22 protein-coding genes are annotated in these 24,233 nt (G+C 70.0%); 11 read left to right on the top strand and 11 right to left on the bottom strand.

Annotated features, from left to right (window positions below):
• Positions 1 to 99: 99 nt before the first annotated feature.
• The 6 genes from KOI35_RS20985 to KOI35_RS20960 form a co-directional block, all read right to left on the bottom strand.
• Positions 100 to 1,167 (bottom strand): protein kinase domain-containing protein, encoded by a 1,068-nt coding sequence (locus KOI35_RS20985; RefSeq protein WP_215789192.1) that lies wholly within the window; start codon positions 1,165 to 1,167, stop codon positions 100 to 102.
• Entirely contained in the window at positions 1,160 to 4,540 is a 3,381-nt protein-coding gene (locus tag KOI35_RS20980; RefSeq protein WP_215789191.1) for a serine/threonine-protein kinase, read from the bottom strand. Before KOI35_RS20980 ends, KOI35_RS20985 begins: the two co-directional genes overlap by 8 nt.
• Positions 4,537 to 5,322 (bottom strand): hypothetical protein, encoded by a 786-nt coding sequence (locus tag KOI35_RS20975; RefSeq protein WP_215789190.1) that lies wholly within the window; start codon positions 5,320 to 5,322, stop codon positions 4,537 to 4,539. Before KOI35_RS20975 ends, KOI35_RS20980 begins: the two co-directional genes overlap by 4 nt.
• 166 nt (positions 5,323 to 5,488) lie before the next feature.
• The gene (locus KOI35_RS20970) at positions 5,489 to 6,067 is read right to left on the bottom strand and encodes a hypothetical protein (RefSeq protein ID WP_215789189.1); all 579 of its coding nucleotides are present in this window, start codon (positions 6,065 to 6,067) and stop codon (positions 5,489 to 5,491) included.
• 55 nt (positions 6,068 to 6,122) lie between these two features.
• A complete protein-coding gene (locus KOI35_RS20965; protein ID WP_215789188.1) occupies positions 6,123 to 6,953 on the bottom strand; it encodes a metal-dependent hydrolase in 831 nt (276 codons plus the stop codon).
• A 59-nt stretch (positions 6,954 to 7,012) separates the two neighbouring features.
• Positions 7,013 to 7,510, bottom strand: a complete 498-nt coding sequence (locus tag KOI35_RS20960; protein ID WP_308121095.1) for a DUF1707 SHOCT-like domain-containing protein — start codon at positions 7,508 to 7,510, stop codon at positions 7,013 to 7,015.
• A gap of 261 nt (positions 7,511 to 7,771) precedes the next feature.
• Between KOI35_RS20960 and KOI35_RS20955 the strand changes: the two genes are divergently transcribed.
• The 7 genes from KOI35_RS20955 to KOI35_RS20925 all read left to right on the top strand — a co-directional run bounded on the left by KOI35_RS20955 (position 7,772) and on the right by KOI35_RS20925 (position 13,858).
• The gene (locus KOI35_RS20955) at positions 7,772 to 9,013 is read left to right on the top strand and encodes a sensor histidine kinase (protein ID WP_215789556.1); all 1,242 of its coding nucleotides are present in this window, start codon (positions 7,772 to 7,774) and stop codon (positions 9,011 to 9,013) included.
• Complete coding sequence (locus KOI35_RS20950) at positions 9,010 to 9,681, top strand: response regulator transcription factor (RefSeq protein ID WP_215789187.1); 672 nt, start codon at positions 9,010 to 9,012, stop codon at positions 9,679 to 9,681. Before KOI35_RS20955 ends, KOI35_RS20950 begins: the two co-directional genes overlap by 4 nt.
• A 22-nt stretch (positions 9,682 to 9,703) precedes the next feature.
• The gene (locus tag KOI35_RS20945) at positions 9,704 to 10,489 is read left to right on the top strand and encodes a hypothetical protein (protein ID WP_215789186.1); all 786 of its coding nucleotides are present in this window, start codon (positions 9,704 to 9,706) and stop codon (positions 10,487 to 10,489) included.
• 9 nt (positions 10,490 to 10,498) lie between these two features.
• Positions 10,499 to 10,969 carry a nitroreductase family deazaflavin-dependent oxidoreductase gene (locus KOI35_RS20940; protein WP_308121094.1) on the top strand — a complete coding sequence of 157 codons (471 nt, stop codon included), beginning with the start codon at positions 10,499 to 10,501 and terminating at the stop codon, positions 10,967 to 10,969.
• Between the two features lie 189 nt (positions 10,970 to 11,158).
• Complete coding sequence (locus tag KOI35_RS20935; RefSeq protein ID WP_215789185.1) at positions 11,159 to 11,827, top strand: HIT family protein; 669 nt, start codon at positions 11,159 to 11,161, stop codon at positions 11,825 to 11,827.
• An 18-nt stretch (positions 11,828 to 11,845) separates the two neighbouring features.
• A complete protein-coding gene (locus KOI35_RS20930) occupies positions 11,846 to 12,517 on the top strand; it encodes a class I SAM-dependent methyltransferase (RefSeq protein ID WP_215789184.1) in 672 nt (223 codons plus the stop codon).
• Between the two features lie 24 nt (positions 12,518 to 12,541).
• Positions 12,542 to 13,858 carry a prenyltransferase/squalene oxidase repeat-containing protein gene (locus KOI35_RS20925; RefSeq protein WP_215789183.1) on the top strand — a complete coding sequence of 439 codons (1,317 nt, stop codon included), beginning with the start codon at positions 12,542 to 12,544 and terminating at the stop codon, positions 13,856 to 13,858.
• Here KOI35_RS20925 and KOI35_RS20920 read toward each other — a convergent pair.
• Positions 13,844 to 14,272, bottom strand: coding sequence for a hypothetical protein (locus tag KOI35_RS20920; RefSeq protein ID WP_215789182.1), 429 nt, complete (start codon positions 14,270 to 14,272; stop codon positions 13,844 to 13,846). The genes KOI35_RS20925 and KOI35_RS20920 overlap by 15 nt on opposite strands.
• Before the next feature lie 319 nt (positions 14,273 to 14,591).
• Between KOI35_RS20920 and KOI35_RS20915 the strand changes: the two genes are divergently transcribed.
• From KOI35_RS20915 to KOI35_RS20900, 4 genes are all read left to right on the top strand, one after another.
• Positions 14,592 to 14,774, top strand: a complete 183-nt coding sequence (locus KOI35_RS20915; protein WP_215789181.1) for a hypothetical protein — start codon at positions 14,592 to 14,594, stop codon at positions 14,772 to 14,774.
• 148 nt (positions 14,775 to 14,922) lie between these two features.
• Positions 14,923 to 15,978, top strand: a complete 1,056-nt coding sequence (locus KOI35_RS20910) for a glycoside hydrolase family 43 protein (RefSeq protein WP_215789180.1) — start codon at positions 14,923 to 14,925, stop codon at positions 15,976 to 15,978.
• An 89-nt stretch (positions 15,979 to 16,067) separates the two neighbouring features.
• Positions 16,068 to 17,507 (top strand): beta-1,3-glucanase family protein, encoded by a 1,440-nt coding sequence (locus KOI35_RS20905; RefSeq protein ID WP_246613449.1) that lies wholly within the window; start codon positions 16,068 to 16,070, stop codon positions 17,505 to 17,507.
• Positions 17,508 to 17,667: 160 nt separating this feature from the next.
• The gene (locus KOI35_RS20900) at positions 17,668 to 18,492 is read left to right on the top strand and encodes a DUF4142 domain-containing protein (protein ID WP_308121093.1); all 825 of its coding nucleotides are present in this window, start codon (positions 17,668 to 17,670) and stop codon (positions 18,490 to 18,492) included.
• A gap of 24 nt (positions 18,493 to 18,516) precedes the next feature.
• Here the strand turns inward: KOI35_RS20900 and KOI35_RS20895 are convergent, their stop codons facing one another.
• The 4 genes from KOI35_RS20895 to metH form a co-directional block, all read right to left on the bottom strand.
• Positions 18,517 to 19,125, bottom strand: a complete 609-nt coding sequence (locus tag KOI35_RS20895; RefSeq protein WP_308121092.1) for a GNAT family N-acetyltransferase — start codon at positions 19,123 to 19,125, stop codon at positions 18,517 to 18,519.
• 690 nt (positions 19,126 to 19,815) lie between these two features.
• Positions 19,816 to 20,145: a gamma-glutamylcyclotransferase family protein gene (locus KOI35_RS20890; protein WP_215789179.1), complete on the bottom strand. Its 330-nt coding sequence runs from the start codon at positions 20,143 to 20,145 to the stop codon at positions 19,816 to 19,818.
• Positions 20,145 to 20,543 carry a rhodanese-like domain-containing protein gene (locus tag KOI35_RS20885; protein ID WP_308121091.1) on the bottom strand — a complete coding sequence of 133 codons (399 nt, stop codon included), beginning with the start codon at positions 20,541 to 20,543 and terminating at the stop codon, positions 20,145 to 20,147. The genes KOI35_RS20890 and KOI35_RS20885 overlap by 1 nt, the downstream gene beginning before the upstream one ends.
• Positions 20,540 to 24,124: a methionine synthase gene (gene metH, locus KOI35_RS20880; protein WP_246613558.1), complete on the bottom strand. Its 3,585-nt coding sequence runs from the start codon at positions 24,122 to 24,124 to the stop codon at positions 20,540 to 20,542. Before metH ends, KOI35_RS20885 begins: the two co-directional genes overlap by 4 nt.
• Positions 24,125 to 24,233: the final 109 nt, after the last annotated feature.

Genomic DNA, 24,233 nt, shown 5'->3' with positions numbered 1-24,233 from the left:
CTCCTCCAAGTCGGCAGTTTCCGGCTTGGCGGCGAGTGTTCCATCACGCATCAGCTCACACAAGAGCCCCCTTGGCTTCCTGAACAGGTAATTTGTAATTTACTTGAATCGCGATTCAGAAACATCGTCGATCAGCGCGGCGTCGATCGCGTCGGCCAGGGCCGCCGGGAGAGCCGACATTCTTTCCCGTACGGGCACAGGCGGCTCGCGCAGCACGACGGCCACCGGGTCGGCGCCGGCCGGGAAGTCCCGCGGCGTGGTGCCGGTCAGCATCCAGTACAGGCAGGCGGCCAGGGCCCACCGGTCGACCTCGGGCCGGGCGTACTTGTAGTCGATCACCTGCCGCCGGGGCATGAAGGCGACCGTCCCGGCGATCGCCCCGGTCGGCGTGCGGCCGCTGAGCCCGGCCTGGTCATAGGCTTTGGCCAGCCCGAAGTCGGCCACCTTGAGCCGCCCGTCGGAGGTCAGCAGCAGGTTCTGCGGTTTGATGTCACGGTGCACCAGACCGCGCCCGGTCGCGGTCGAGCCGTCGGCCAGCAGCACCGGGATCTCGGCGGAGTGCGCGTAGCGCAGGGCGGCCTCGGCCTGCCGGATCAGCGTGACGGCCTCCTCGACCCCGTACGGCCCGTGGTCGGCCACGCTGCCGCCGGCGCAGTACTCGGCCACGAAGCCCAGCGGCTCGGCCAGGCTCCGGTGGAAGCGCACGATGTTCGGGTGGTCGAGCGCCGCCGTGCAGTCCAGCTCGCGGCGGAACAGGCCGGTCGCCCCGGGCGCGGTCAGGGTCTTCACCGCGACCAGCCGGCCGCCGGGCTCGCGGGCCAGGTGCACCACGCCCTGGGCGCCGCGGCCCAGTTCACGCAGCACCACCAGCCCGTTCCGGGTGACTCCGACACGCACGACCACGCCACCGACGCGCAGCTCGTCGCCGTCGTGCAGCGCCCGCTCGCCGGCGATCCGGATCCCGTTCACGTACGTCCCGTTGCGGCTCCCCAGGTCACGCACGGTGACGTGGGCAGCCCGGATCACGATGCGGCAGTGGCGGCGGGACACCCGGCGGCGCTCGTCGGCCACCCGGACGTCGCACTCCGGTTCGCGTCCCAGCAGCACCTCGGTGTCACCGGTGAAGACGTGCCCGGCCCCGCCGACGACCAGGGTGACCTCAGTCAAGGTCGGCTTCCCAGGCCAGCTCCCAGGCCCGCAGTCCGCCCCGGAGGTCGATCGTGACCAGCCGGGTGCCGTCGTCGCTCAGCCGCAGGCGATGCATGCGGGCCCGGTGCCCCTCCAACGTCTGCAGGCACCGCCCGGTGGCCAGGTCCCAGATCCCGACCGTGTCGGCCTCGGATCCCACCACGGCGAAGGTCCCGTCCGGACCCAGCACGAACTCGACCGGCGCGCCGGGCAGGGCCAGCTCGTGGCGCTTCCGGCCGGTGCTGGTGTCCCACACGATCAGGCCGCTCGCGTCGGGCGTGGCGGCCAGCCGCCGGTCGGCCGAGAAGGACACGTTGGTCTGCCCGGAGCTGCTCGACCGCCGGCTCGGGAACTCGAAGAGCTTCTTGCCGCGCCCGGCGTCCAGCCCGGTCAGCCCGGTGAGCTCGTCGACCAGCACCGTGCGGTTGTCCGGGCTGAAGTGCAGGCGGGTCCCGCCGGGGAACCGGGTCCGCATCGTCCAGTCCGGTCGCCGGGTGTTCGCCCGCCACATCCGGACCTCACCCGACTCGTCGGCGCACACCATGCGGGTGCAGTCGGGGCTGAGCGCCACCGCGCCGATCCCGCTGCCGACCGCGTGGATCGTGAACAGCCGCACCCCGCTCTGCAGGCCGAGCAGGCGCATGGTGCCCGACTTGTCGCCGAACAGGATCCGGTCCCCCGACGGCTCGACGTCGAACGCGGTGATGTCGCCCCCGAGATCGTCGGATCGGCCGTCCCGGACGTCGAGGAACCGCAGGAAACCACCCCACGTGTGCACGACCAGCAGATTCCCGCCCCGGGCCCATCGGATCTCCCGGATGTTCCCGTACGAGACCCCGGGGTCGCGCTGGAACGTATCCACCACCTGGGCCACGGGAAACTCCCACAGCACGACGTCACCGATCCAGCGCCCGGTCGCCATGACCAGCCCGTCCCCGCGCAGCGCCACCGTCGGCGGCTGGGTGAACACGCCCTGCCCGTCCATGTGGAACAGCTCCCAGGCGGCGAGCAGGGCGGCCCGGCGTCCGTACGGAAGCAGCGACCGCCACCCGCCCAGCACCTCGGGATGCCGGTGGTAGCCGGGCACCGCGCCCGCCGTACGCAGCAGGGTGGCGGCCTCGGCGTACTGCTCGGCCTGGAACCGCTCGCGGGCCTGGGCGAGCAGGTCGGCGAACGACTCCTGGGCCCCCTGCAGTTCGAGCACCGGGCGGGGACGCACGTAGCACCAGGGTGCCTGGTAGGCCGAGCCCGGCACGGCCCGCAGCACGATGTGGTCGGCGCCGCCGATCGCCAGCACCCGGCCGTCCCGGCTGAACGCGCCGGCGTCCACCCCGTACAGCTCCTGGGGCAGGTCGTCGTCGAAGACGCGCACGCTGTGGCCGTCCCGCGGGTCGACGATCTGGGCGCGCCGCCCCGGCCCGCCGATCAGCAGGCCGCGGGCGCCCGGCGCGAGCTCCATGACCCGCTCGTACTGCAGGCCGTGCGACCCCTCGCCGACCACCGTGGCCCGGCGCGCGTCCCACAGGGCGAGTGGACCGTCCTGCCAGGCGGCCACCGCGCACCGGGCGTCGGCCGACAGCGCGACCCGGTCGCCCGGGAAATGCGTCCACGGCTCGCCCGTGGCGCGGGTACCCCGCCTCGGCCCACCCCAGACGGCCACGCATTCGCCGGTGCTCACCCGCCAGTGCCGGACCGTGCCGTCGCCGTCGAAGTTGACGTCGTGGACGCCGAACGACCCGGACAGCGCCCGGCGACCGGTCCGGCTCAGGGCCAGCGCCGTGACCTGACCCGCGTGCCCGGTCAGGACGACCGGCTCGCCCGGCGCGCCGAGCTCCCAGATCCGGATGTGGCCGTCCCGGTGCCCGGCGGCCAGGAACCGGCCGTCGTCGCTGACCGCCACCGACAGCGCGCCCGGCGACGTCCGCGCCCCCTCGCGCGGCACCCCGCCCGGCACGTCCCACAGCGTGATCGAGCCGTCCTCGCGCAGGACGGCGGCGATCCGCCCGGCCCCGCCCGACGCGATCGCGGTGACCTTGACCCCCCGGGCCAGTTCGCGGGGCTCGTCCTCGGCCGGCTTCCACAGGTACAGCCCGCCGCCGTGGATCGCGTACAGCACGCAGTCTCCGTCCGGCCCGGCCACCATCTCGCGGAGCCGGTCGACCAGCACCCCGGCGCTGATCCGGGGCGCCCGCCGGGCCCGTTCGCGCAGCGCGGCCACCGCCTCGGCCGAGGACGGGTCGGCCTCGGCCGCCTCCCGCAGCAGCTCGCCGGCCCGGTCGTCCTCGTGCCGCTCGAGCTCCACACTGCCCAGCAGCAGGGCGGCCCGGCCCGGCTCGGGACCGTCACCGGCCGCCGCCCGGGCCACCTCCAGCGCCGAGACGACCTCTTCGCCGGTGACCTGCCCGGTGCGCCAGCGGTGCAGCCCGAAGTTGTAGACCGAGGGCAGATGATGCGGGTCGGCCGTGATCGCGGTGCGCCACAGGTGTTCGGCCTCGTCGGCGCGGCCCAGGTCGAGAAGCGACAGCGCCTGATTGGACAGGCCGTCCGAGCGCAGCGTGGCCGGCCGGGGGTAGGGCTCGTCGGACAACGAGATCAACTGCTCGACCAGCTCACCGAAGCCGTCCGGGCGCTCGGCGAAGCATCGGGCCAGCAGGTCGAAGATCGAGGGTGGCAGATCGGCCCGTACGCCGGCCAGCGCCTCGGCCGCGGCCTGCCCGAAGCGGGTGATCCGCCGCCCGGCGAACATCTCGGCCACGGTGATCGCCCACGACCAGACGTCGGTGGCCGGAGTCAGCCGGACGCCACGGTCACCGGCGGCCGCGGCGGCCTGCTCGGGCGAACAGTAGGCCGGGGTGAGGCCGCCGAACGTGCCCTCCGTCGCGGCCACGGCCAGGCCGAAGTCGGTGACCTTGGCGGTGCCGTCCGGCTCGAGCATCACGTTGGCCGGCTTCATGTCCTGGTGCACGAGCCCGCTGTCGTGTGCGTGCCGGAGGCCCCAGGCGGTCTGCACGGCGAGGTCGAGCTTCGCGGCCTCGCCGAGCCGTCCACCGCGGATCGCCTCGGCCAGGGTGCCGCCGCCGACCCACTCGGCGAAGACCCGCGGTACGCCGTCGATCGTGCGCACGTAGACGCAGTTGACCGTGTGCGGGTGCAGGCCGAGCCCGACCCAGGTGCCGGCCTCGGCCTCGAACCGGGCGAACGACGCGGACGACTTCGGCGTCTTCACCGCCAGGTCGACCTCCCAGCCCAGGTGACGCACCCGGTGCACCACGCCCATGCCACCGGCCAGCGGGTCGCCGAGCACCTGGTACTGCCCGAGGACGATCTCCCCGGTCGTCCAGCCTCCGGTCACAGCCACGCCGTGGCGTGGGGGTCGACGTCGGTCCAGCGGCCGATCCCGTACGCGCTGGCGACGAACTTGCGCAGCAGCACCAGGATCGCCGGCACCACGACGACGTCGCTGATGCGCGACAGCTCACGAAGGGCGGGCGGATAGAGCGGGCGGCCCCGGCGCAGGTTCCAGTCGTTCTGCTCGAGCAGGGCGCCGACCAGGCTGACCATGCTCGCCTGGGTCTCGGTCTGCTCCAGCCGGCGAGAGAACCGGTAGGGCGCCGCCGGTCCCCGCCCCGAGGCGATCTCGGCCACCAGCGAATTCCGGTCGGTCTCGGGCAGATAGATGATGCTCTCGGTCAGCAGCGAGTCGGGGTGGAACCGCATGAAGAAGCAGGCCCGGCGGCTCCCCTGCCCGAACGCCACGACGAGCGCGGACCGGCCGCCGTCGTGCTGGTCGAGCAGCCGGTCGGTGGAGAGCAGCTTCAACGGCGAGCGGGCCTTCGCCACCCACGGTGGATCGGCGCCGTCCATGCGGCCCGCCGCCCGGACCGCGAGCGCCTCGAGCTCACCGTCGGTGGCCACCGCGAGCGCCAGCAGCCCGGCCCGGACGGCCGGGTCACCCGTCGCGACGATCGCGTCGAACGCCTGATCACGCGGCCGGCCCTGCAGATCGCCGATGGAGACGAACGGGGCGCTGAGCGAGGCCCCGACCGACGCCGCGGCGAGCGGATCGGCCAGGCCGGTGAGGCGGAACCCGTGATCGCGGAACAGCGAGCACAACTCGTCGCGCCGCTTGCGCACTGCTTCCTCGGCGCCGCCCGGGTAGGCCCGCAGAGACGGTGGCCCCGGTTTCGGTTCGCGGAGTGTCGAAAAGGGACCGGAGGTTTCGCGCCGCCCGAACACCATTCCACCGATGATGGCACTGAGCGACCACCGTCACTACCCCGGGTCACAAAACGGACGCGCCCTACTCCTTGCACTCCCACGTGACGCTCCCCGACACCGCGTCACCGCCGCCGCCGTGGGTGCCGTCCGCGTTCTGCACCGACAGGTCGGTGAACGTCCAGGTGCCGCCGCCCTTGCCGTCTGCGGTGATCTGGCTCGTGGTGTTGCTCTGCGTGAAGTAGAGCGTGCCCGCGAAGCTGATCCCGGGCGGGCTGCCGGTGTCGGTCAGAGTGGCTTTCTCGTACGTCCCGGCCCCGTGATAATTCTTGATCATCGCGCCGATGAACACCTGCCGGCCGCCGATGTTGTCGATCGGCATCTGCGGCAGGACGAGGTACTTGACGCCGTCCGTGTTCGACTCGCCGGCCCCGTACTCGTCGCACGACTCGTAGTCGACGCCGTTGTTGGTCGCCATCGGCGCGTTGCTCGTGCCCTTGGCCGTGACCGCACCGGAGACGTCGAGCGACACCGACAGATGCAGATCCTGCACCGTCATCCCCGTGTCACCGGACAGGTCCTGGGAAGAATCCGTGCTGCTGCATCCGGCCGTCAGGGCCATCAGACCGGCCAGAGCCGTACCCGCAATCATCCGCATTCGCATGCCGGCCAGTGTGGATTCGGCCGCTAAGCGAACGCTTAAGGCCGGTCGGTGGGCCTCAGTGCCGGAAGCCGTCGGCCCATGCGTCCAGCTCGAACCGGTGCAGCAGCCCCGGCGCGAAGATGGCGGCTATCGAGATGAGCGAGATCGCGACCATCGCCGTACGGAGGACGACCGTCTCGACCTTGCCGCCGACCTTGACGGCCATGCCGTTGGGGACGCCGATCATTCGCCACAGCCGGCGCCCGGTCGGGACCGGCCACATGATCGGGACGCCGGCCGACGTGATGATGTCGCCGAACAGGTGGACCACGCAGCCGACGGCCACCGCGAAGCCCAGCATCGGGTAGCCGCGGTCGCCGGGCAGGTTGGCCGCGGTGAACCAGGCGATCACGGCCGAGCACAGCGTGACGATGACCCAGCCCGCGCGTTCGGCCCACTTGTCGAACAGGCCGCGCAGCGCCAGGCCGGCCATGAAGAAGACGACCCCGACCACGGCCCATTTCCCGAAGTGGCCGCACAACGACGTGGTGCCCCAGCCGACCAGCGCGGCGAAGGGCAGGGTGTGGGTGAAGGTCCGGTGGCCGTTGGTCCGCCGGGGGTCCCGGCTGAGCCGGGTCGCCGTGTAGATGCCGAGCGACACCTTCTCGACGACCTCGGCCACGAACAGCGAGAACACCCCGAACGTGCGGGCCACGGTCGCGCCGCCCTGGTTGCGGGTCACCTTGCCGGACAGGTCGAGGTCGGGCAGCAGGGCCGCCCCGGCGCAGACGAGCGTGCCCACGGCCACGGCCAGGGGTGACTGCTCGTAACCGGCGAAGTGGTCCAGCGCCCAGGTGCCGGCCAACCAGGCAGTCGCCCCCGAGAGGGCGTGCGACGGACCCATCATGAAGTTGCTGACCCTCCCCGCGCTGAACCGGGCAACCCTGTCAGAGCGGGGAGGGGCGATCAACAACCCCGATGTCCACTGTGGAACTGCCGCGGGCCGCCCCAGCCCGGGCCGTTCCACGGCGCCACCCCGTGCCCGAGGCTGTACTCGTAGCGCCAGCGTTGGTAGCGAGCGTGCTTCATGAAGCCGATGACCAGGAAGGTGAGCGGGATCGCGGGCCAGAAGAACGTCGCCCCGGAGAGGATCCACAACCCGGTCAGGATCGAGGCGACCGAGATGATCACCCAGGCGTGCCGGCGCAGGGCCCGGCGTGTCGCGGTCTTCGCCTCGGGCGTGTTGGCGAGGGCGCTCAGGCCCCCGTGGGGCAGATCGGCGGTGAGCGGGCCGAGTTCGTCGCGGAACTTCGCCGCGTACGCCTTGGCCAACCGCTCCTCACCCTCGGTCATGTCCAGGCGGCCCTCGGTCATCGCCGCCCGCAGGATCTCGGCGACCTGCTCGCGCTCCTTGTCCGAGGTCCGCATCCGCTTGGTGTCGGACCATGTCTCTGTGGGTTGCACCGCAGCCTCCTAAAACGTCGTGCCACCAGAGTCGCGTTTCCGCCGGCCCGGGGCGTCGGCCCGCGGGAGCATCTTCCGGGCGGCCTTCGGAGGGGCAAAACCGTTTCCCCGTACGCCCGCAGGAGCAGAACACCCTTCCCGCGTACGCCCGCAGGAGTACACGCCACCGCCACCGCGCTCCGATGCCGCCGTGCCCGGGAGTGCCGTAGCGTCGTCGGCACCGGAGAAAACCGCAGGCGGAAGGGGCAGCGCGTGAGGCACATGCACGGGCCGACGCCCCCGTGGGCCCGGGAGAACCGCCACGGCCGGTTCAGCGGTCCGCCCGTACCGGGGACGTTCCGCGGGCGGCGTGATCCCGGGGTCGGCGCGGCGATCGGGGCCGCGCTGTTCCAGACGCTCGGCGCCAAGGGGCAGGCCGACGACGGGCACCTGCTGGTCACCATGCGTCCCGCGCTGTTCCTGCTGCTGCTCGTGGGGCCGGTCGCCCTGCTGTTCCGGCGGCGCTACCCGGTGGCCGTGTTCGCGATCGCGGCGGCGGCGTCGATGGGGTTCGCCGCGATGGCCGAGCCGCACTGGTTCTGGACGGTCGCGCCGATCATCGCGCTGTTCCATCTGGGTGCCACCGGGCGGCGTACGGCTGCGCTGGTGAGCGGCGGGGTCGCGTACGGGACCTATCTCTTGATCTTCTGGGTCTTCGCCGGTCCGATCGGGCTCGACCCGCGCGTGCAGCCGGGGGTGCGGCAGCTGCTGCTGCTCGCCGTCGCGTTCCTCGTGGCCGTGTTCCTGGGCGGCATCGCCAAGATCAAGGGCGAGCAGATGGCCCAGATGGTCAAGGTGCGGGCCGAACGCGAGCGCGCCGAGCAGGAGCAGCAGCGGCGGCAGGCGTCCGAGGAGCGGCTGCGGATCGCCCGCGAACTGCACGACGTGATCGGCCACCACCTGTCGCTGATCAACGTGCAGGCGGGCGTGGGCCTGCACCTGATGGACAGCCGCCCCGAGCAGGCCCGCGAGGCGTTGTCGGCGATCAAGACGGCCAGCTCGGAGGCGTTGCGCGAGGTGCGCTCGGTGCTGGGCGCGCTGCGCACCGAGGACGAGGCCGCCCCGCGCCAGCCGATGCTGGGCCTGAGCCGGCTCGGCGACCTGACCGCCGACGCCGGGCTGCCGGTCGACACCAAGATCACCGGCGACGAACGGACCCTGCCGGCCGAGGTCGACCGGGCCGCGTACCGGATCGTGCAGGAGGCGCTGACCAACGTGCGCCGCCACGCCGGGGCCGGGGCGACGGCGTCGATCGCGGTCGACTACCTGCCGACCGCGTTGCACCTGGCCGTCCGGAACACGTTCGTCGAGGTCGCAGCGCCGGTCGGGGCGGGCGGACCGGCCGGCACCGGCATAGCCGGGATGCGGGCGCGCGCGCAGAGTCTGGGCGGGTCGCTCGAGGCCGGGCCGGTCGAGGGCGGATTCTTGGTGTCGGTGCTGCTACCCACGGGAGACGACGAATGATCTCGGTGCTGCTGGCGGACGACCAGCTTCTCGTCCGGGCCGGGTTCCGCGCCCTGCTCAACGCCGAGCCCGACATCGAGGTGGTGGCCGAGGCGGCCGACGGGCTCGAGGCGGTGACCAAGGCGCAGGCCACGAAGCCGGACGTCGTGCTCATGGACATCCGGATGCCCGGCGTCGACGGCCTCGAGGCGACCCGCCGGATCGCCGCCGACCCGGCCCTGTCCGGCACCCGGGTGGTCATCCTGACGACCTTCGAGCTGGACGAGTACGTGTTCGAGGCACTGCGTACGGGAGCCTCGGGTTTCCTGGTCAAGGACACCGAGCCGGTCGAGCTGATCCGGGGCGTCCGGGCGGTGGCCGCGGGTGACGGCCTGCTGTCACCGAGCGTGACGCGCCGGGTGATCGGGGAGTTCGCGGGCGGCGGTACCGGACGCTCGGCCACCCCGCCGGCCACCCTCGACCAGCTGACCGACCGTGAGCGCGAGGTGCTGGTGCTGGTGGCCGAGGGCCTCTCCAACGACGAGATCGCGGCCCGCCTGGTGATCAGCCCGGCCACCGCCAAGACCCACGTCAGCCGCACCATGATCAAGCTGGCCGCCCGCGACCGGGCCCAGCTGGTCGTCTACGCGTACGAGGCCGGCCTGATCCGCCCGGGATGGCTTGCTTGATCAAAATCGGTAGCCTGCGCCTGTGAGGTTCCTTGCTGCCGTTCTCGGTGTGGTGCTGGTGAGTGGGTGCGCGGTCAACAAAGGCACCGCGCTCGCGTCGGACTTCGACGACGACTGGCGCGGCACCCCCGACGTGGCCGAGGTGCTGAGCAGCGGCGACAACGCGCTGCCGTTCGCCGGGACGGCCACCGGCGAACTCGTCGTGGCCGACGGCACCGGCGCCGGGCGGGTCACCCAGCTGGTCGGCGAGCTGCAGAAATACGTCACCCGCAACAAGCACGTGACCGGCCGGCTCACCGCCGACCGGATCACCTTCACCGTCGTCCCCACCGCCACGCTGAACACGGAGGCACTGGCCCTCTGGCAGTCGCTGGCCGCGGACGACCGGGTGCTCGAGGCCGACCTCGACCAGTCCGACGCCGGCGACCTGGTCCGGCGCCGGTTCACGGTCACGGCCGGTGACCCCGACACGGTGATGGACGTCTTCCACGACATGGTCGCCGACGGTGGCCGGCACGAGCCCCTGCGCGAGGTGCAGTCGCTGACCGTGATGACCGGCCCGCGCGTCCGCCCGTACCTGTACGTGCAGACCGACCAGAAGGGCAACGTCCCCGAGCCGCAGATCCTGGCCTACGAGGCGGTCCGCTCCGAGTTCGAGGTGCCGCACGCGTCGGTGCGGGCCGACGTCCAGGCCGGCTCGATCGTGCGCATCATGGTGGCCCCCGGGGACGTCGCCGCGGCCACCGAGGTCGCCCGCCGGGCCGCGCCGGGCCTGGGCACCTCGCTCCGGGTGTCGGATCACCCATAGGGTGACGCCGTGCGATTCAGCGAGTTGATCGTCCGCCTCGGTCGCCGGCGCTGGTTCGCCGCCTCCGGCCGCTTCCTGATGCCGCTCGACCGGCGTCTGATCCGGCTCACGAGGGGCCGCGTCTCGGTGATCGGCTGGCGCACCGCGCCGCCCACCCTCCTGCTGACCACCCGCGGCCGCAAGACCGGCCTGCCCCGCGAACGCCCGGTCCTCTACGCCCGCGACGGCGACGCCTACATCGTGATCGGCTCGAACTGGGGCCAGAACCACCACCCGAGCTGGTCGGTCAACCTGCTGGCCGACCCGTCGGCCACGGTCACGATCAACGGCGCCACCACGGCCGTACGGGCCACCCTGGTCGAGGGCACCGAACGCGACCGGTTGTGGCCACTGCTGCTGCGGGTGTGGCCGGCCTTCCACGACTACGACGCCCGAGCCGACCGCACCCTGCGAATCTTCCGCCTCGACACGGTCACCTGATACATCGGCCGCCTGGCCAATGCATGGAAACAGTCGATACGAGATCAACCAAGTCGTCGGGCCATTCATTGACACCGCGTCGCTTGGGAGCCCGTTCCGGCGATCGATCAATTTCCGCGAGCTTCCTTGTGCCGCTGTCGCGCTGTTACCTTGAGTTGTCGGTGCCGGCGAGCGAAGAGCGAGCAAGCCATGCAGCTTGTGCCCCAAGTTCCGCGTCACGACTGCCTGTTCTGCGAGGTGTATGCGACCGACGATCAAGCGTTGCCGTGGTACGACCGCGCGCTTATCCGGCAGAATCAGGTAGGCGTAGCTATGTGTGCAGTCGGCGCCTTCGTGCCGGGCTACCTCTTGATCTCGCCGGCTCAGCACGAAAGCTCAGTACAGGCGCTTGCGACTTCGGCGGCACCCGATTTCTTGATCTTCGTGGATCGCGTGGTGGCAGAGGTCGAACGCATGTATGGACCGAGCACACTGTTCGAGCATGGCTCCTGTCGAGCCGAGGAACGGCGCCGATCCGCGTGTATTACCCACTCCCACATCCATGTCGTGCCTGGTGCATACTCGTTTGACCTGTTGGGTCTTCCCGTCCGGCCGCTCGGAACGCTGGCCGATCTCGTGAAGGTACCTGCTGCCGAGAGAGCGGACGGCTATCTGATGTATCGCGAGCCGGGCGGCTTGGTGCAGTACTCCCCCGATGCTGCTGTCTCGCAGTACTTCCGTCGCCACATCGCTCGGATGCTCGGTCGCCCGGACGAGTGGGACTATGCGCTGTTTCCGCAATGGCAGAACGTCCGAGCGACCCAGGATGATTTTTGGCGAACGCCAGCCCAGCCACTGCCCCTGAACGAGCCCGCCTAGCAGATTGCAGTCGATTCAATGCGCCTGACTCAACGCGATCTTCCCGAGCAGTTGACCTTTTGGAACGAATGGCACCGACGACGTGGCGCCAGCGGCCAGGACGAATCACATCGCGAATTTCGCGACCTGTTCCTCGACCGCATGACTGCGGGGTCCGACGTTTTTGACATCGGCTGTGGTCAGGGGCACGATCTGCTGGCCATGCGGTCCGCCGGTCATCGTGTGGCGGGGCTCGACTTCTCGCCACTGGCTGTTCGGCGAGCTCGACGGAAGGTTTATGGCTGGAGCTTTTCGAGACGGCGCCGGACCCACCTCAGAGTCCATGACATCGCCGCTCGACTGCCCTTCGAGAGCGAATGTTTTGATGGCGTGTACTCGCATCTGGCACTGCATTACTTCCACGACGACGTCACCCGGCAGATCTTCGGTGAGATAGCGCGTGTCCTCCGTCGGGGCGGAATTCTTGCCTTCAGCGTGAAGTCGACCGACGACCCTTATTACGGCGATGGCGAACAGTTGGGCGAGCACATCTTCAGCCGAAAGGGCCACGTCCGGCACTTCTTCGACGACGGCTACATCAAGGACCTCCTGGATGGCTGGGACCTTCTGTCGACGTCCCACCAACGTGGTCACTACGCGTGTACCGAGCCGAGCGCGTTCATCCGGGCGGTGGCTCGTAAGGCCTCATGACGGAACGACGATGACCGTAGCGAGGTGATTGTGCACGGGATCGACGGACGCACCATCGATGCGCTCGTGGCACAGAGCCTCGATCTTCTCAGACGCACCTACCGCTCGGGTGAGGGCGATGGTGGCGGCTGGTATCACCGGCTCGACGCCCCCACGCCCGGACCGTCGGCCACGGCCGCGGGGCTGAGCAGTTTCCTCATCCACGGACGGTCCTTCGAACACGAGCAGGAATGTCTGCGCTTCTTGCGGAGCCGCCAGGTGCAGTCTGAGGATCCTCTGCTCGACGGCGGCTGGGCGGTCAACACGAGCGCTGGACAACCGGTGACGGAGGCCACCGCCCTGGTGGCCCGTCTCCTCGCGTGTTGCGGAACTCTGCTCTCTGCTGCCGGGCCGGATGCCCGCCGGGCGATGACCTGGCTGACCAACAATCAGAACGACGACGGTGGCTGGGGTGCGTTCCGAGGTCAGGAGTCAAGAGTCTGGGTGACGGCTATGGCCGTCCGCGCCCTGAGCGAGTTGGATCAGCGAGCACCGGCCATCGCCGGCGGTGTCCGATGGCTGGTCGGTGCCCGCGATCCCTCCTCCCATGCGTGGGGAGAACGGCCGCGACACCCCGCCACCGTGACACACACGTCATACGTGCTGGCGGCTTTGATCGACGCCGGTCCGGCGTCGGCCGATCGCGTCTCCTCAGACGTCATCACCGAGGGTTTCGTCTGGCTGACGAGTCATCTTGACCCGGCTCGAGTACATGACGACCACGCACGACTGGAGAGTTACAACGTGACCCGGGTCAGTGCGGGCGGGTCGGTCGTCATGTGGGAGAACACCATCTGGCACCACGGGTTGCCCTTCGCTCTGTCGGCGCTGGTCCGCCAACCCGGCACCGTGCGATTCGATCTCATCGCCGCCTCCGTGCATACGCTCGGCGAAAGTCAGTTGGAGGACGGACGTTGGCCAGGGGTGGACAGCTCGGCCACCTTCTCCGTATGGACCATTTGGCCCTTCCTTGAAGCGCTCGCCGATGTGAAGGCGCGGCTGCCGCTTCGCAGCGGACAGGTCCTGACGCCGTTGTCCCCGCAGGCTGCGGTGGTTCAGGGCGGCCGCGACCTGGAGATTGCGCCGCAGCGGCTGCTCAGCGTCGTCCGGTGGCGTGCCCGAAGAACATGGGCGACCCGGCATTGGGCAATGATGGCGATCGGATTGCTGCTCGCCTGCGGAACGGCCCTGGTGGCGACCGGGGTCTTCAAGGCTGAGGAAGTCGGATTCGGCCTGGTCGTGCCCATCATTCTGCTGGGCATCCAGGTGGCGGTCACGGGCCGGGAGTCAGTGAAGCAGTAGCCCGGCGACCGCCCGAATCGCTTCTTGGCGGCTGTTGACCAGAACGGTCGCGTGGTAGCGCAGCCAGGGGCGCTGCTCCAGCCCGGTGTCACCGACCCAGACAACCGAAGGTATACGCCAGAGGTGGGCGTAGGTCAGCTCGCAGGTGCAGCCGATGTAGTTGCGGTCCTTGATCGACATATCCATCAGGACTCCGTCGGATCGGCGCAGCAGCCCCAGGTCGGACTCCACCAGGCCCGCCGGGTCATCACTGGCCGGCTTCCCCTCGACCGCCTGCATCCACGTACTGACGGGATCGATCATTCGCATTCCGAACTCCCGAAGTTCGGACCCGATCATCTCCGCGCCGGCGATCAGGCCGGCTCGTTCCAGGCCGTCAACCGCACGGGCGAAGTAGACGAGGGGCGTCGCCATGCATGTACCTCGAATCTCTCCTCGGCCCGGGACGAACAGCTCCCAGGCGACCTCGGCGGCGTCACCTGAGACTGCCAGGAGTAAGCCTCGAGATCCCCTTTCGCGAGCTCGCCGACCGCCCAGGGCGCCGGCCCGCATCCTCCGGAAAGCTGGCCGGCGACACCAGGCGGACCCGGTCGCCCGCCAACGGCCACCAGCCATCGCAGCGCACCTGTGCCGGCCACTTCGCGATCAAATGACTCGTTAACCGGTTCGGTTGATGACGCCGGGCTCGCGAGGGCGCATCATGGTCCAGTTCCTGATCGAGAAAGTGTGAACGATGTTCCGAACTGTTGACGCCGAGGCCCCGTCCGTCGCGACTGCGAACGAGATCGCCGCCCTCCTGCGTGCCGAATACGTGGCCAGCGGAAACCGCGCGTACCTGCATGCCGCGACCATTGCCCTGAGCCGCTCCCCGCAGGCTCTCGTCATCGTGCCGGACACAGCGCCCGAACAGCTCTGACCCCCGGCTCCACGCCAGCCGTCCCGGGCAGCGGGGCGGCTCTTCGGCGTGCCCTTTTCCGCCCGCGGTTGCCCGTTCGCGCATTGACAACGATGTAAATCTCGATCGACCCTGAGGAATCCCCATCCCCCATCCCCAGGGACTCGTCATGAAGAACATCGTGAAACGCGGGGCGGCCATAGCTGCCGTTCTCGTGCTCGCCGGTGCGCTCACCGCCGCGCCCGCCGAGGCCGGGCCGACGTCACTGCGCGCGGCCGACCCGAGCGTGCTGCGGGTCGGCGGCACGTACATCTCGGTGCAGTCGACCGGCGCCGGCATCGCCGTCCGGCAGGCCTCGTCGCCCGACGGTCTGGCCGGCACGGCCCAGCGCCAGGTCTGGACCGACACCCGCAACCTGGGTGAGGTGTGGGCGCCCGAGATCACCACCGACGGCGGGCGCTACTGGATCTACTTCTCGGCCGGCCGCGGTTCCGCCCACCGCATGTACGCGATCAGCTCCGCCGCGCCCGACTCGGGATATACGGGTGAGACGCGGATGGCCCTGCCCGACGACAAGTGGGCCATCGACGGCGCCATGTTCGTCTTCAACGGTCAGCGCTGGTTCGTCTGGTCGGGCTGGGCCGGCGACACCAACGTCGAGCAGAACATCTACATCGCCCGGATGAGCAGCCCGACCACGACCACCGGCGGCCGGTACGTCATCTCGCAGCCGCGCGAGAGCTGGGAACGCGTCGTCGGCAACCCGTTCATCAACGAGGGCCCGGAGCCGATCCGCGACCCGAACGGGCAGCTGCACATCGTGTACTCGGCCAACGGCAGCTGGAGCGACCAGTACTGCCTGGCCGACCTGCGCCTGCGCGCCGGCGGCGATCCCACGTACGTGTGGGACTGGCACAAGAGCAACGGGTGCCTGTTCGGCTCGAACCGAGCGACCATGATGGCCGGCTGGGATCCCACGCTCTCCGCCAACGGGCCCGGCCACCACACGTTCGTGCTGCTCAACGGCGACATCGCGACGAGCCCGCCGGCCGGTCCGCGGTTCCCGATGATGTACCACGCGGTCGCCAAGGGCACGCCGTACTCGTGGGCGAACCGGCACTGGTACACCGGCACGTTCGTCTGGTGGGGCAACACCACCTACTCGCGGGCGAACGTGCCCGGCGCGAACACGAACACCGGGTTCAGTCTCAAGTTCTTCGAGTGAAAGGGCAGTGTTCGGCCGGCTCCATTGACAGTTGTTAACTTTCCGAAGAGATTCTGCACACTCCCCCAGAGCAGAATCGAGGAGCCGACTTGCGTAAGCGAACCGCATGGCTCAGCGCGGTGGCGGCCCTGGCCGTCGCCGCGCCCATCGCGGCGGTCACCTTCCCCGCCTCGGCGGCATCGCCCGCCATCCTCCCCGTCACCGTCACGAACAACACCGGACGCGGCGACGCGGTGCACCTCTATGTCATCGGCATCATGAACGGCCGCTGGGGCTCGGTGAACAGCGCCGGCGCGTTCAGCCCGTGGCCCGCGGGCGGCCTCCCGCCCGTTCCGGCGCCCGACGTGTCGATCCCCGGCCCGGGCAACGGCGGCAGCACGACGATCCGCATCCCCAAGGGACTGTCGGGCCGCGTCTACATGGCGATGCGCGACAAGATCAAGTTCTTCATCACGCCGGACGGCTTCGTCCAGCCCGCGCCCTGGGCGCCCGGTGACCCCAACTTCAACACCCTGTTCGACACCAGCGAGTTCACCTTCAACGACGCCGGCCTCTGGCTGAACAGCTCGCAGGTCGACTTCTTCGGCATCCCGCACGCGGTCACCGTGACCAACGGCGCCGGCCAGACGAAGCGTACGGGCGATGTCGTGAACGACGGCCGCAACAAGGTGATCAACGCGATCAAGGCCCAGCCCGGCTGGGAACGCTCGGTCATCACCCGCTCCGACGGCACGGTCCTGCGCGTGCTGGCGCCGGGCAAGGCCACCGACGCCGGACTGTTCTCGGCCAACTACCTGGACTCGTACATCAACTCGGCCTTCGCCTCCTACACCAGCCGCACGCTCACCGTGGTTCCGCGCTCGGCCGAGCCGAATCGGAAGTTCTTCGGCCGTACGGTCGGCAACACCATGCGCTTCACGGACAGTTCGGGGGCCGAGGTCGCGACGGTCGACAAGCCCACGACGTCGAACGTGTGGGGCTGTGACGGGGTGTTCAACGCGCCCAACGTCGCCCCGTTCATCCAGAGCGAGGTGCGGCGCACGATCTGCACCGCCCTCGTCCGGGGCACGCTCGGCACCTCGACGCAGGAGCCGGTGCTGGACGCTAACGCGTTCTACAAGAACAGCGCGGCCAACCACTACTCGCGGATCATCCACGCCAACATGGCCGACGGGAAGGCCTACGGTTTCGCGTACGACGACGTCGGCGGCTTCGAGTCGCTGGTCAACGACGGCGACCCGCAGCGGGCCAGCATCATCCTGAGCCCGTTCGGCGCGGGCGGCAACCCGCCCACCCAGCCGCCGGCGACCACTCCCCCGACGACGCGCCCGCCGACGACCGCCCCCACCACGCGGCCGCCGACGACGACCCAGCCGCCCGCCGGCACCACGTCGTGGGCGCCCAACACCCCGTACGCGGTGGGTCAGATCGTGACCTACAACGGCGTGCGCTACCAGTGCCGTCAGGCGCACACGTCGCTGACCGGGTGGGAGCCGCCGAACGTTCTGGCGCTCTGGCTCCCCATCTGACCGTTATCTGACGTATCGAAGGGCGGCGCCGCAGGTCGGCGCCGCCCTTCGGCGTCACACTTCCGTGTTTTCTGTGGATCTCCTTTGATCCGGAACGGCTCCCCCGTCCGTACCAGTGCACATCAGGAACGTGGGGGAACCACAGGACGAGGAGGTTGACGTGTCCGCCGTCGAGCGTGTGTCCCGCTGGCGTGGCCGGCTGGTCGGGGTGGCGGTGGCCGCCACCGCCCTGATCGTGATCCAGCCGCAGGCCGCCATGGCCGAGCCCGGGGTGCCGTTGCCCCCGAACCAACTGATCACCGACACCGGTAAGGGCAAGGTCGCCGAGGCCGACCGGGACTTCGCGGTGAAGGTGCGGCTGGCCGGTCTGTGGGAGATCCCGGCCGGCGAGATGGCGCAGGAACGGTCCGACGACCCGCGGATCAAGGCGATCGGCCGCAACATCGCCGACCAGCACATCGTGCTCGACAAGATGGTGCGCGAGGCCGCCACCAAGCTGAAGATCGAACTGCCGGACAAGCCCAACGAGGACCAGCAGGGCTGGCTGGCCGAGATGCGCGACGCCCAGGGCAAGGACTTCGACCAGATCTACATCGACCGGTTGCGCGCCGCCCACGGCAAGATCTTCCCGGCCATCGCGACGATCCGGACGAGCACCCGCAACGACACGATCCGCAAGCTGGCGCAGCGCGCCAACCAGTTCGTGATGACCCACCTGACGCTGCTCGAGAGCAGCAACCTGGTCGACTTCGCGGCGCTGCCCACCGCGCCCCCGCCGAACGCGGCGGCCCCGGCCGCCGGCGGCGGTAACGCGGCCCAGGCGTCGCTGGTCGCCGACGCCCAGAGCGAATCCGGATCGCCGATCAGCCTGCCGATCCTCGGCGTCATCGTGGTGGTGGTCGCCGGCATAGCCCTGTTCCTGAGCCGCAACCTGTGGAGCGACCCGCACCGCCGACGGCGGCGGCGCTACCGCTCCTACTACTGACAGCCGCAGCCGACAGGGTCGTTATCAGCTGCTGCGGGCCGGGGCCAGTCGCGTGGCGTCGGGCCAGGCCATGCGGTGTTTGCGCGGGGTGCCGTTGAGGTTGGCCGGGTCACCGCCGGGAGCCGAGGCCGTGGCCGTCTCGACCCGGACAGCCCCGAGCCGCACATAGAACTGCTGAGCGGCCGAGTTCTGCTCCAGCACCCATAGATAGATCCCGCCCGTGGTGAGCGCGGCCGCCCGTCCGAGCAGCCGGGTGCCCAGACCCGTGCGCTTCCGATCGCCGGCAACATGCAGGTTGTCGACAAGGCTGCCCCACGTCGGGTCATGGTCGAAGACGACGTGAACAAAGCCGACAAGGCGGTCACCCTGCTCGGCCAGGATGGTCGCGGACCCGGCGGGCCGCTCATCCGGCCGGGCCGGGGCGTCCGCGGGGCCTGACGACTCCGCGGCGAGCTGGGCCGGGACAGTTGCGGGGCCTGAGTCCGCGGCGAGCTGGGCCGGCACGGCCGGCGCCGCGCCGAGACAGGCGGACCAGTAGGCCAGCCGGTTGGCGCCGACATCAGCGTCAAGAAACGCGTCGGCGTAGGCACCCCGATAGTGGCGACGCCAACTGTCGGCATGCAGGCGCGCCACCCGTTCCACATCGGCCGCCGCAGCCGGCCGAAACGTCGTCAGTTCATGATCAGCGCTCATCATCGGAGCCCACCCTCCCAAGGGGGCGTCCCCCGACGACATTTTACGAGAATTGGCGACCACGGGTGGGGTGCCCTGTGGACAGCCCGGGAATGTGGACAGCGACGCTTCTTGCACAGCGCGGTGTCACCCGACAGTTCGCAGGTGGGCGCTGGTGCGCTTGAGGCAGCGTCGAATGTCCCGGGTTGCTGAGGACTCGGCTGGATTTGCAGTCGAGCTGGGCGCGGGTTGGTGAGTCGTGCTGGGCGATGGCTTGCAGGGCTTGTCGGCCTGGTCGACGCGGTGACAGTCGGCGCGTCCGCCGGCGGCGGGTAAGTGGTGTGGCGCCGCAAAGAACGGCGAAGGCGGCTTCGGATGTCGTCGTTGGGCGTTGGGCCGCGGTGGCGAGCTGTTCGAGCAAGGTCGGGTTGTCTTCTTGCCGGATCAGTCGCAGCTCGGGGCCGGCTTCGCGAATCTCGGTGGCCAGGCGCGGGCAGCGGGGGGCGCGTGGCCGGTTCTGCAGGCCGGTTCGGTCATGTCGGAGCCGGTTTCCACGCGGCCGCGCGGTGATCAGCAGGCCGGCCAGGTGGGTGCGTAACGGTTGTGAGGCGGTACAGGCCATCGCGTGGCTTGCTGATCCCGACCTGATACTTAACCGGCTACGTAGACCCAGGCGGCGCCGCCTGAGGCCAGGGGGACCTCGACCCGCCGGTAGTCGTCCACCTCGTACTCGTCGGCCCTGAGCAACTCGTCGTCGGTCAGGTCGAAGACTGAGCCCTCGACCGTGTCGGCGGGTGTGCCGGGCACCAGGACGGGGTGGTGGCTCTGGCCGCTCAACGCTACGACCTCGGCGTCGGTGATCTCGAGCATGTCGATGCGGTAGCCGACGATGCGGTCGTCGCGGGCGGGGAGCGTACGGCCGAAAGTGGCTCTTTGGACGGCCGGGTCGCGCAAGGTTCCGTACGAGAAAAGCAGTGGCATCAGAAACGCACGTCCTCGGGATCGCTGGTCGTCGGGAGTCCGGCCGCGAGCCACGCCTCGACTCCCCCGGCCAGGTCGGTGGCGTTGGTCAGGCCGACGGCGCGCAGACTCGCGGCGGCCAGGCTGGAGCTGTAACCCTGCCGGCAGGCCACCACGATCGTGCGGTCGTAGGCAGTGGCCTCGGGAATGCGGTGCGGGTACGCCGGGTCGAGGCGCCATTCCAGCACCGTACGGTCGATCACGATCGCGCCCGGCAACGAGCCCTGCTGCCGCCGCTGAATGTCGGTGCGGGTGTCGATCAGCAGGGCCCCGGCCGCGACGGCCGCCCGCGTCTCGTGCGGGTCGAGCCGTCGCACACCGTCGCGGGCCTGGGCCAGCAGAGCGTCGATACCCCTCACGAAATCTCGTAGGCCAGGTTGGGGCGCAGCCAGCGCTGCACCTCGTCGAGCGGCATGCCCCGGCGGCGGGCGTAGTCGGTGACCTGGTCTTTTCCGAGGCGGCCGACGGTGAAGTAGCGCGAGTCGGGGTGCGCGAAGATCAGGCCGCTGACGGCGGCGGCGGGGGTCATCGCGAACGACTCGGTCAGCCCGATGCCGATCTCGGCCGAGCCGAGCAACTCGAAGAGTTCCTTCTTCTCGCTGTGGTCGGGGCTGGCCGGGTAGCCGAGGGCGGGCCGGATGCCGCGGAACCGCTCGGCGTGCAGGTCGGCCAGCACCGGCTCCGAGCCGGGTTCGAACCACTCGCGCCGGGCCTGCAGGTGCAGGAACTCGGCGAACGCCTCGGCCAGACGGTCGGCCAGGGCCTTGACCATGATGGCGCGGTAGTCGTCGTTCTCGGCCTCGTACTTGGCCGCCAGTTCCTCGGCGCCGTGGATCGCCACCGCGAAGCCGCCGAGGTGGTCGCCCGAGCCGGCCGGGCCGATGTAGTCGGCCAGCGAGCGGTTGGCCCGGCCGGCCGGCTTCTCGGTCTGCTGGCGCAGCATCGGGAACGACACGCCGTTGTCGAGCAGGATGTCGTCGCCGTCGCTGTGCGCGGGCCAGAACGCGTACCGGCCGCGGGCCTCGAACGAGCCGTCGGCGATGATCTTGTCGAGCAGGACGGTGGCGTCGTCGAAGAGTTCGCGCGCGACCGGCTGATCGAGGATCGCCGGGTACTTGCCCTTGAGCTCCCAGGCCAGGAACAGGAACTGCCAGTCGATCATCTCGCGGAGCTCGGCGATCGTCGGCCGGACCTCCCGGACGCCGGTGAAGACCGGGGTGGGCAGGTCGGTGAAGTCGACCTGCTCGCGGTTGGCCCGGGCCTGGTCGAAGGTGAGCATCGGCTGGGCGTGCCGGTTGGCGTGCTGCTCCCGCAGGCGTTCCTGGTCGGCCCGGTTGGTGGTGTCGAGCCGCTCAGCCCGGTCCGGGTCGAGCAGATCGCTGACCACGCCGACCACCCGGGAGGCATCCAGAACATGCACAGTCGTTCCCTCGTACGCGGGAGCGATGCGCACCGCCGTGTGCTGCCGCGACGTGGTGGCCCCGCCGATCAGCAGGGGCAGCTTGAGCCCGCGGCGTTCCATCTCGGCGCCGACCGCGACCATCTCGTCGAGCGACGGGGTGATCAGCCCGGAGAGCCCGACGACGTCGGCGCCCTCGCTGATCGCGGTGTCCAGGATCTTGCCCGCCGGCACCATCACGCCGAGGTCGATCACCTCGTAGTTGTTGCAGCCGAGCACCACGCCGACGATGTTCTTGCCGATGTCGTGGACGTCGCCCTTGACCGTGGCCAGCACGACCTTGCCCTGGCCGCGGCTCGACTCGACGCGGCCCTCGAGGCGGGCCTGCTCCTTCTCGGCCTCCATGAACGGCTCGAGGTAGGCCACCGAGCGCTTCATGACGCGGGCGCTCTTCACCACCTGGGGCAGGAACATCTTGCCCGAGCCGAAGAGGTCGCCGACCACCTTCATGCCGTCCATGAGCGGGCCCTCGATCACTTCGAGCGGCCTTGTCTTCTCGAGACGAGCCTCCTCGGTGTCGGCCTCGATGTAGTCGACGATGCCGTGGATCAGCGCGTACGAGAGACGCTCGCCGACCGGGGTCTCGCGCCACGACAGGTCGACCTCGCGCTGTTTGCCCTTGCCGGTGACCGTCGACGCGAACGTCACGAGCCGGTCGGTCGCGTCCTCCCGGCGGTCGAACAGCACGTCCTCGACCAGTTCCAGCAGGTCGGCCGGGATGTCCTGGTAGACCGCGAGCTGGCCGGCGTTGACGATGCCCATGTCGAGGCCGGCCTGCACGGCGTAGAACAGGAAGGCCGAGTGCATCGCCTCGCGGACCACGTCGTTGCCGCGGAACGAGAACGACAGGTTGGAGATGCCGCCGCTCGTCCGGGCGCCGGGGCACCGCTCCTTGATCAGTGGCAGCGCCTCGAGGAACGCCTTGGCGTAGCCGTTGTGCTCGCTGATGCCGGTCGCCACGGCCAGCACGTTGGGGTCGAAGATGATGTCGTCGGGAGCGAACCCGGCCTCGTTGACCAGCAGGTCGTAGGCGCGTCCGCAGATCTCGACCTTGCGGTCGCGGGTGTCGGCCTGGCCCTGCTCGTCGAAGGCCATGACGACGACGCCGGCGCCGAAGTCGCGGATGCGGCGGGCGTGCTCGAGGAACGGCTCCTCGCCCTCCTTGAGGCTGATCGAGTTGACCACGCCTTTGCCCTGCACGCATTTGAGGCCGGCCTCGAGCACGCTCCACCTCGAGCTGTCGATCATGACCGGGATGCGGGCGACCTCGGGCTCGGTGGCGATCAGGTTGAGGAACGTGGTCATCGCCTGCTCGCTGTCGAGCAGGTCGGCGTCCATGTTCACGTCGAGCAGGTTGGCGCCGCCGCGCACCTGGTCGAGGGCGACGTCGACCGCACCCTGGAAGTCGCCGGCCTCGATGAGGCGGCGGAACTTGGCCGAGCCGGTGACGTTGGTCCGCTCGCCGATCATGACGAAGCCGGTGTCCGGGCCGATCTCGAACGGCTCGAGGCCGCTGAACCGGGTCGTCTCCTTCGGCGCGTTGATGGTGCGCGGTGTCTTACCCGCGGCACGCTGGGCGATTTGTCCGATGTGTGCGGGAGTGGTGCCACAGCAGCCGCCGACGATGTTGACCAGTCCAGCCTCGGCGAACTCCTCGAGCAGCGCCCCCGTCTGCTCCGGGGTCTCGTCGTAGCCGCCGAACGCGTTGGGCAGCCCGGCGTTGGGGTGCGCGGCCACATAGACATTGCTGAGGCGGGCCAGCTCGGCCACGTGCGGTCGGGCCTCGGTCGCGCCCAGCGCACAGTTGACGCCGACGATCATCGGCTCGGCCCGCTCGATGGACCGCCAGAAAGCCTCGACCGTCTGGCCGCTGAGCGTCCGGCCGGACAGGTCGACGATCGTCACCGAGATCCACAGCGGCAGCTCGGGCGCCACCTCGCGGGCGGCGGCGATGGCGGCCTTCGCGTTCAGCGTGTCGAAGATCGTCTCGACCAGCAGCAGGTCGACGCCACCTTCGACCAGGGCCGCGATCTGCTCGGCGTACGCGGCCTTGACCTGGTCGAACGTCACCGCACGATAGGCCGGGTCGTCGACCTTGGGCGACAGCGACAGCGTCACGTTGAGCGGCCCGATCGAGCCGGCCACGAACTTGCCGCCCGCCTCGTCGGCCGCCTGGCGAGCCAACTGGGCACCGCGGACATTCATTTCCCGTACGAGCGACTCGAGCCCGTAGTCGGCCTGCGCGATGCTCGTCGCGGTGAACGTGTTGGTCGTCGTGATGTCGGCGCCGGCCGCCAGATACTGCCGGTGGACGTCCAGGATCACGTCGGGCCGGGTGAGGATCAGCAGGTCGGGGTCGCCCGTCACGTCCTGCGGGTGGTCGGGGCCGATCAGGTCGCCGCGATAGTCCGCGGGGGTGAGCTTCGCACCCTGCAGCATCGTGCCCCACGCGCCGTCGAGCACCAGGACACGTTCGCTCAGCTGCTTCTTGAGCTCAGCGATCCGACTCGCGTTTCTTCCCACACCGACCACCTCCGGTACAACGGAGGCGCCCTTGGTCGGTTTCCCCGAGCGAGCGTGGCGGGCATCA

Origin of the sequence: Paractinoplanes bogorensis (assembly GCF_018829635.1) — a bacterium.
In the GTDB taxonomy this organism is placed as follows: Bacteria; Actinomycetota; Actinomycetes; order Mycobacteriales; family Micromonosporaceae; genus Actinoplanes; species Actinoplanes bogorensis.
Note: the sequence above shows the minus strand (reverse complement) of the source record. Positions and strands in the feature narration are given on the sequence as shown.

What these genes read in the sequence shown, in the direction of transcription:
- KOI35_RS20970 (WP_215789189.1), bottom strand. Translation starts at nt 6,067, where the DNA reads ATGCGAATGCGGATGATTGCGGGTACGGCTCTGGCCGGTCTGATGGCC.
- KOI35_RS20965 (WP_215789188.1), bottom strand. Translation starts at nt 6,953, where the DNA reads ATGATGGGTCCGTCGCACGCCCTCTCGGGGGCGACTGCCTGGTTGGCC.
- KOI35_RS20955 (WP_215789556.1), top strand. Translation starts at nt 7,772, where the DNA reads ATGCACGGGCCGACGCCCCCGTGGGCCCGGGAGAACCGCCACGGCCGG.
- KOI35_RS20950 (WP_215789187.1), top strand. Translation starts at nt 9,010, where the DNA reads ATGATCTCGGTGCTGCTGGCGGACGACCAGCTTCTCGTCCGGGCCGGG.
- KOI35_RS20935 (WP_215789185.1), top strand. Translation starts at nt 11,159, where the DNA reads ATGCAGCTTGTGCCCCAAGTTCCGCGTCACGACTGCCTGTTCTGCGAG.
- KOI35_RS20930 (WP_215789184.1), top strand. Translation starts at nt 11,846, where the DNA reads ATGCGCCTGACTCAACGCGATCTTCCCGAGCAGTTGACCTTTTGGAAC.
- KOI35_RS20920 (WP_215789182.1), bottom strand. Translation starts at nt 14,272, where the DNA reads ATGGCGACGCCCCTCGTCTACTTCGCCCGTGCGGTTGACGGCCTGGAA.
- KOI35_RS20915 (WP_215789181.1), top strand. Translation starts at nt 14,592, where the DNA reads ATGTTCCGAACTGTTGACGCCGAGGCCCCGTCCGTCGCGACTGCGAAC.
- KOI35_RS20910 (WP_215789180.1), top strand. Translation starts at nt 14,923, where the DNA reads ATGAAGAACATCGTGAAACGCGGGGCGGCCATAGCTGCCGTTCTCGTG.
- KOI35_RS20890 (WP_215789179.1), bottom strand. Translation starts at nt 20,145, where the DNA reads ATGCCACTGCTTTTCTCGTACGGAACCTTGCGCGACCCGGCCGTCCAA.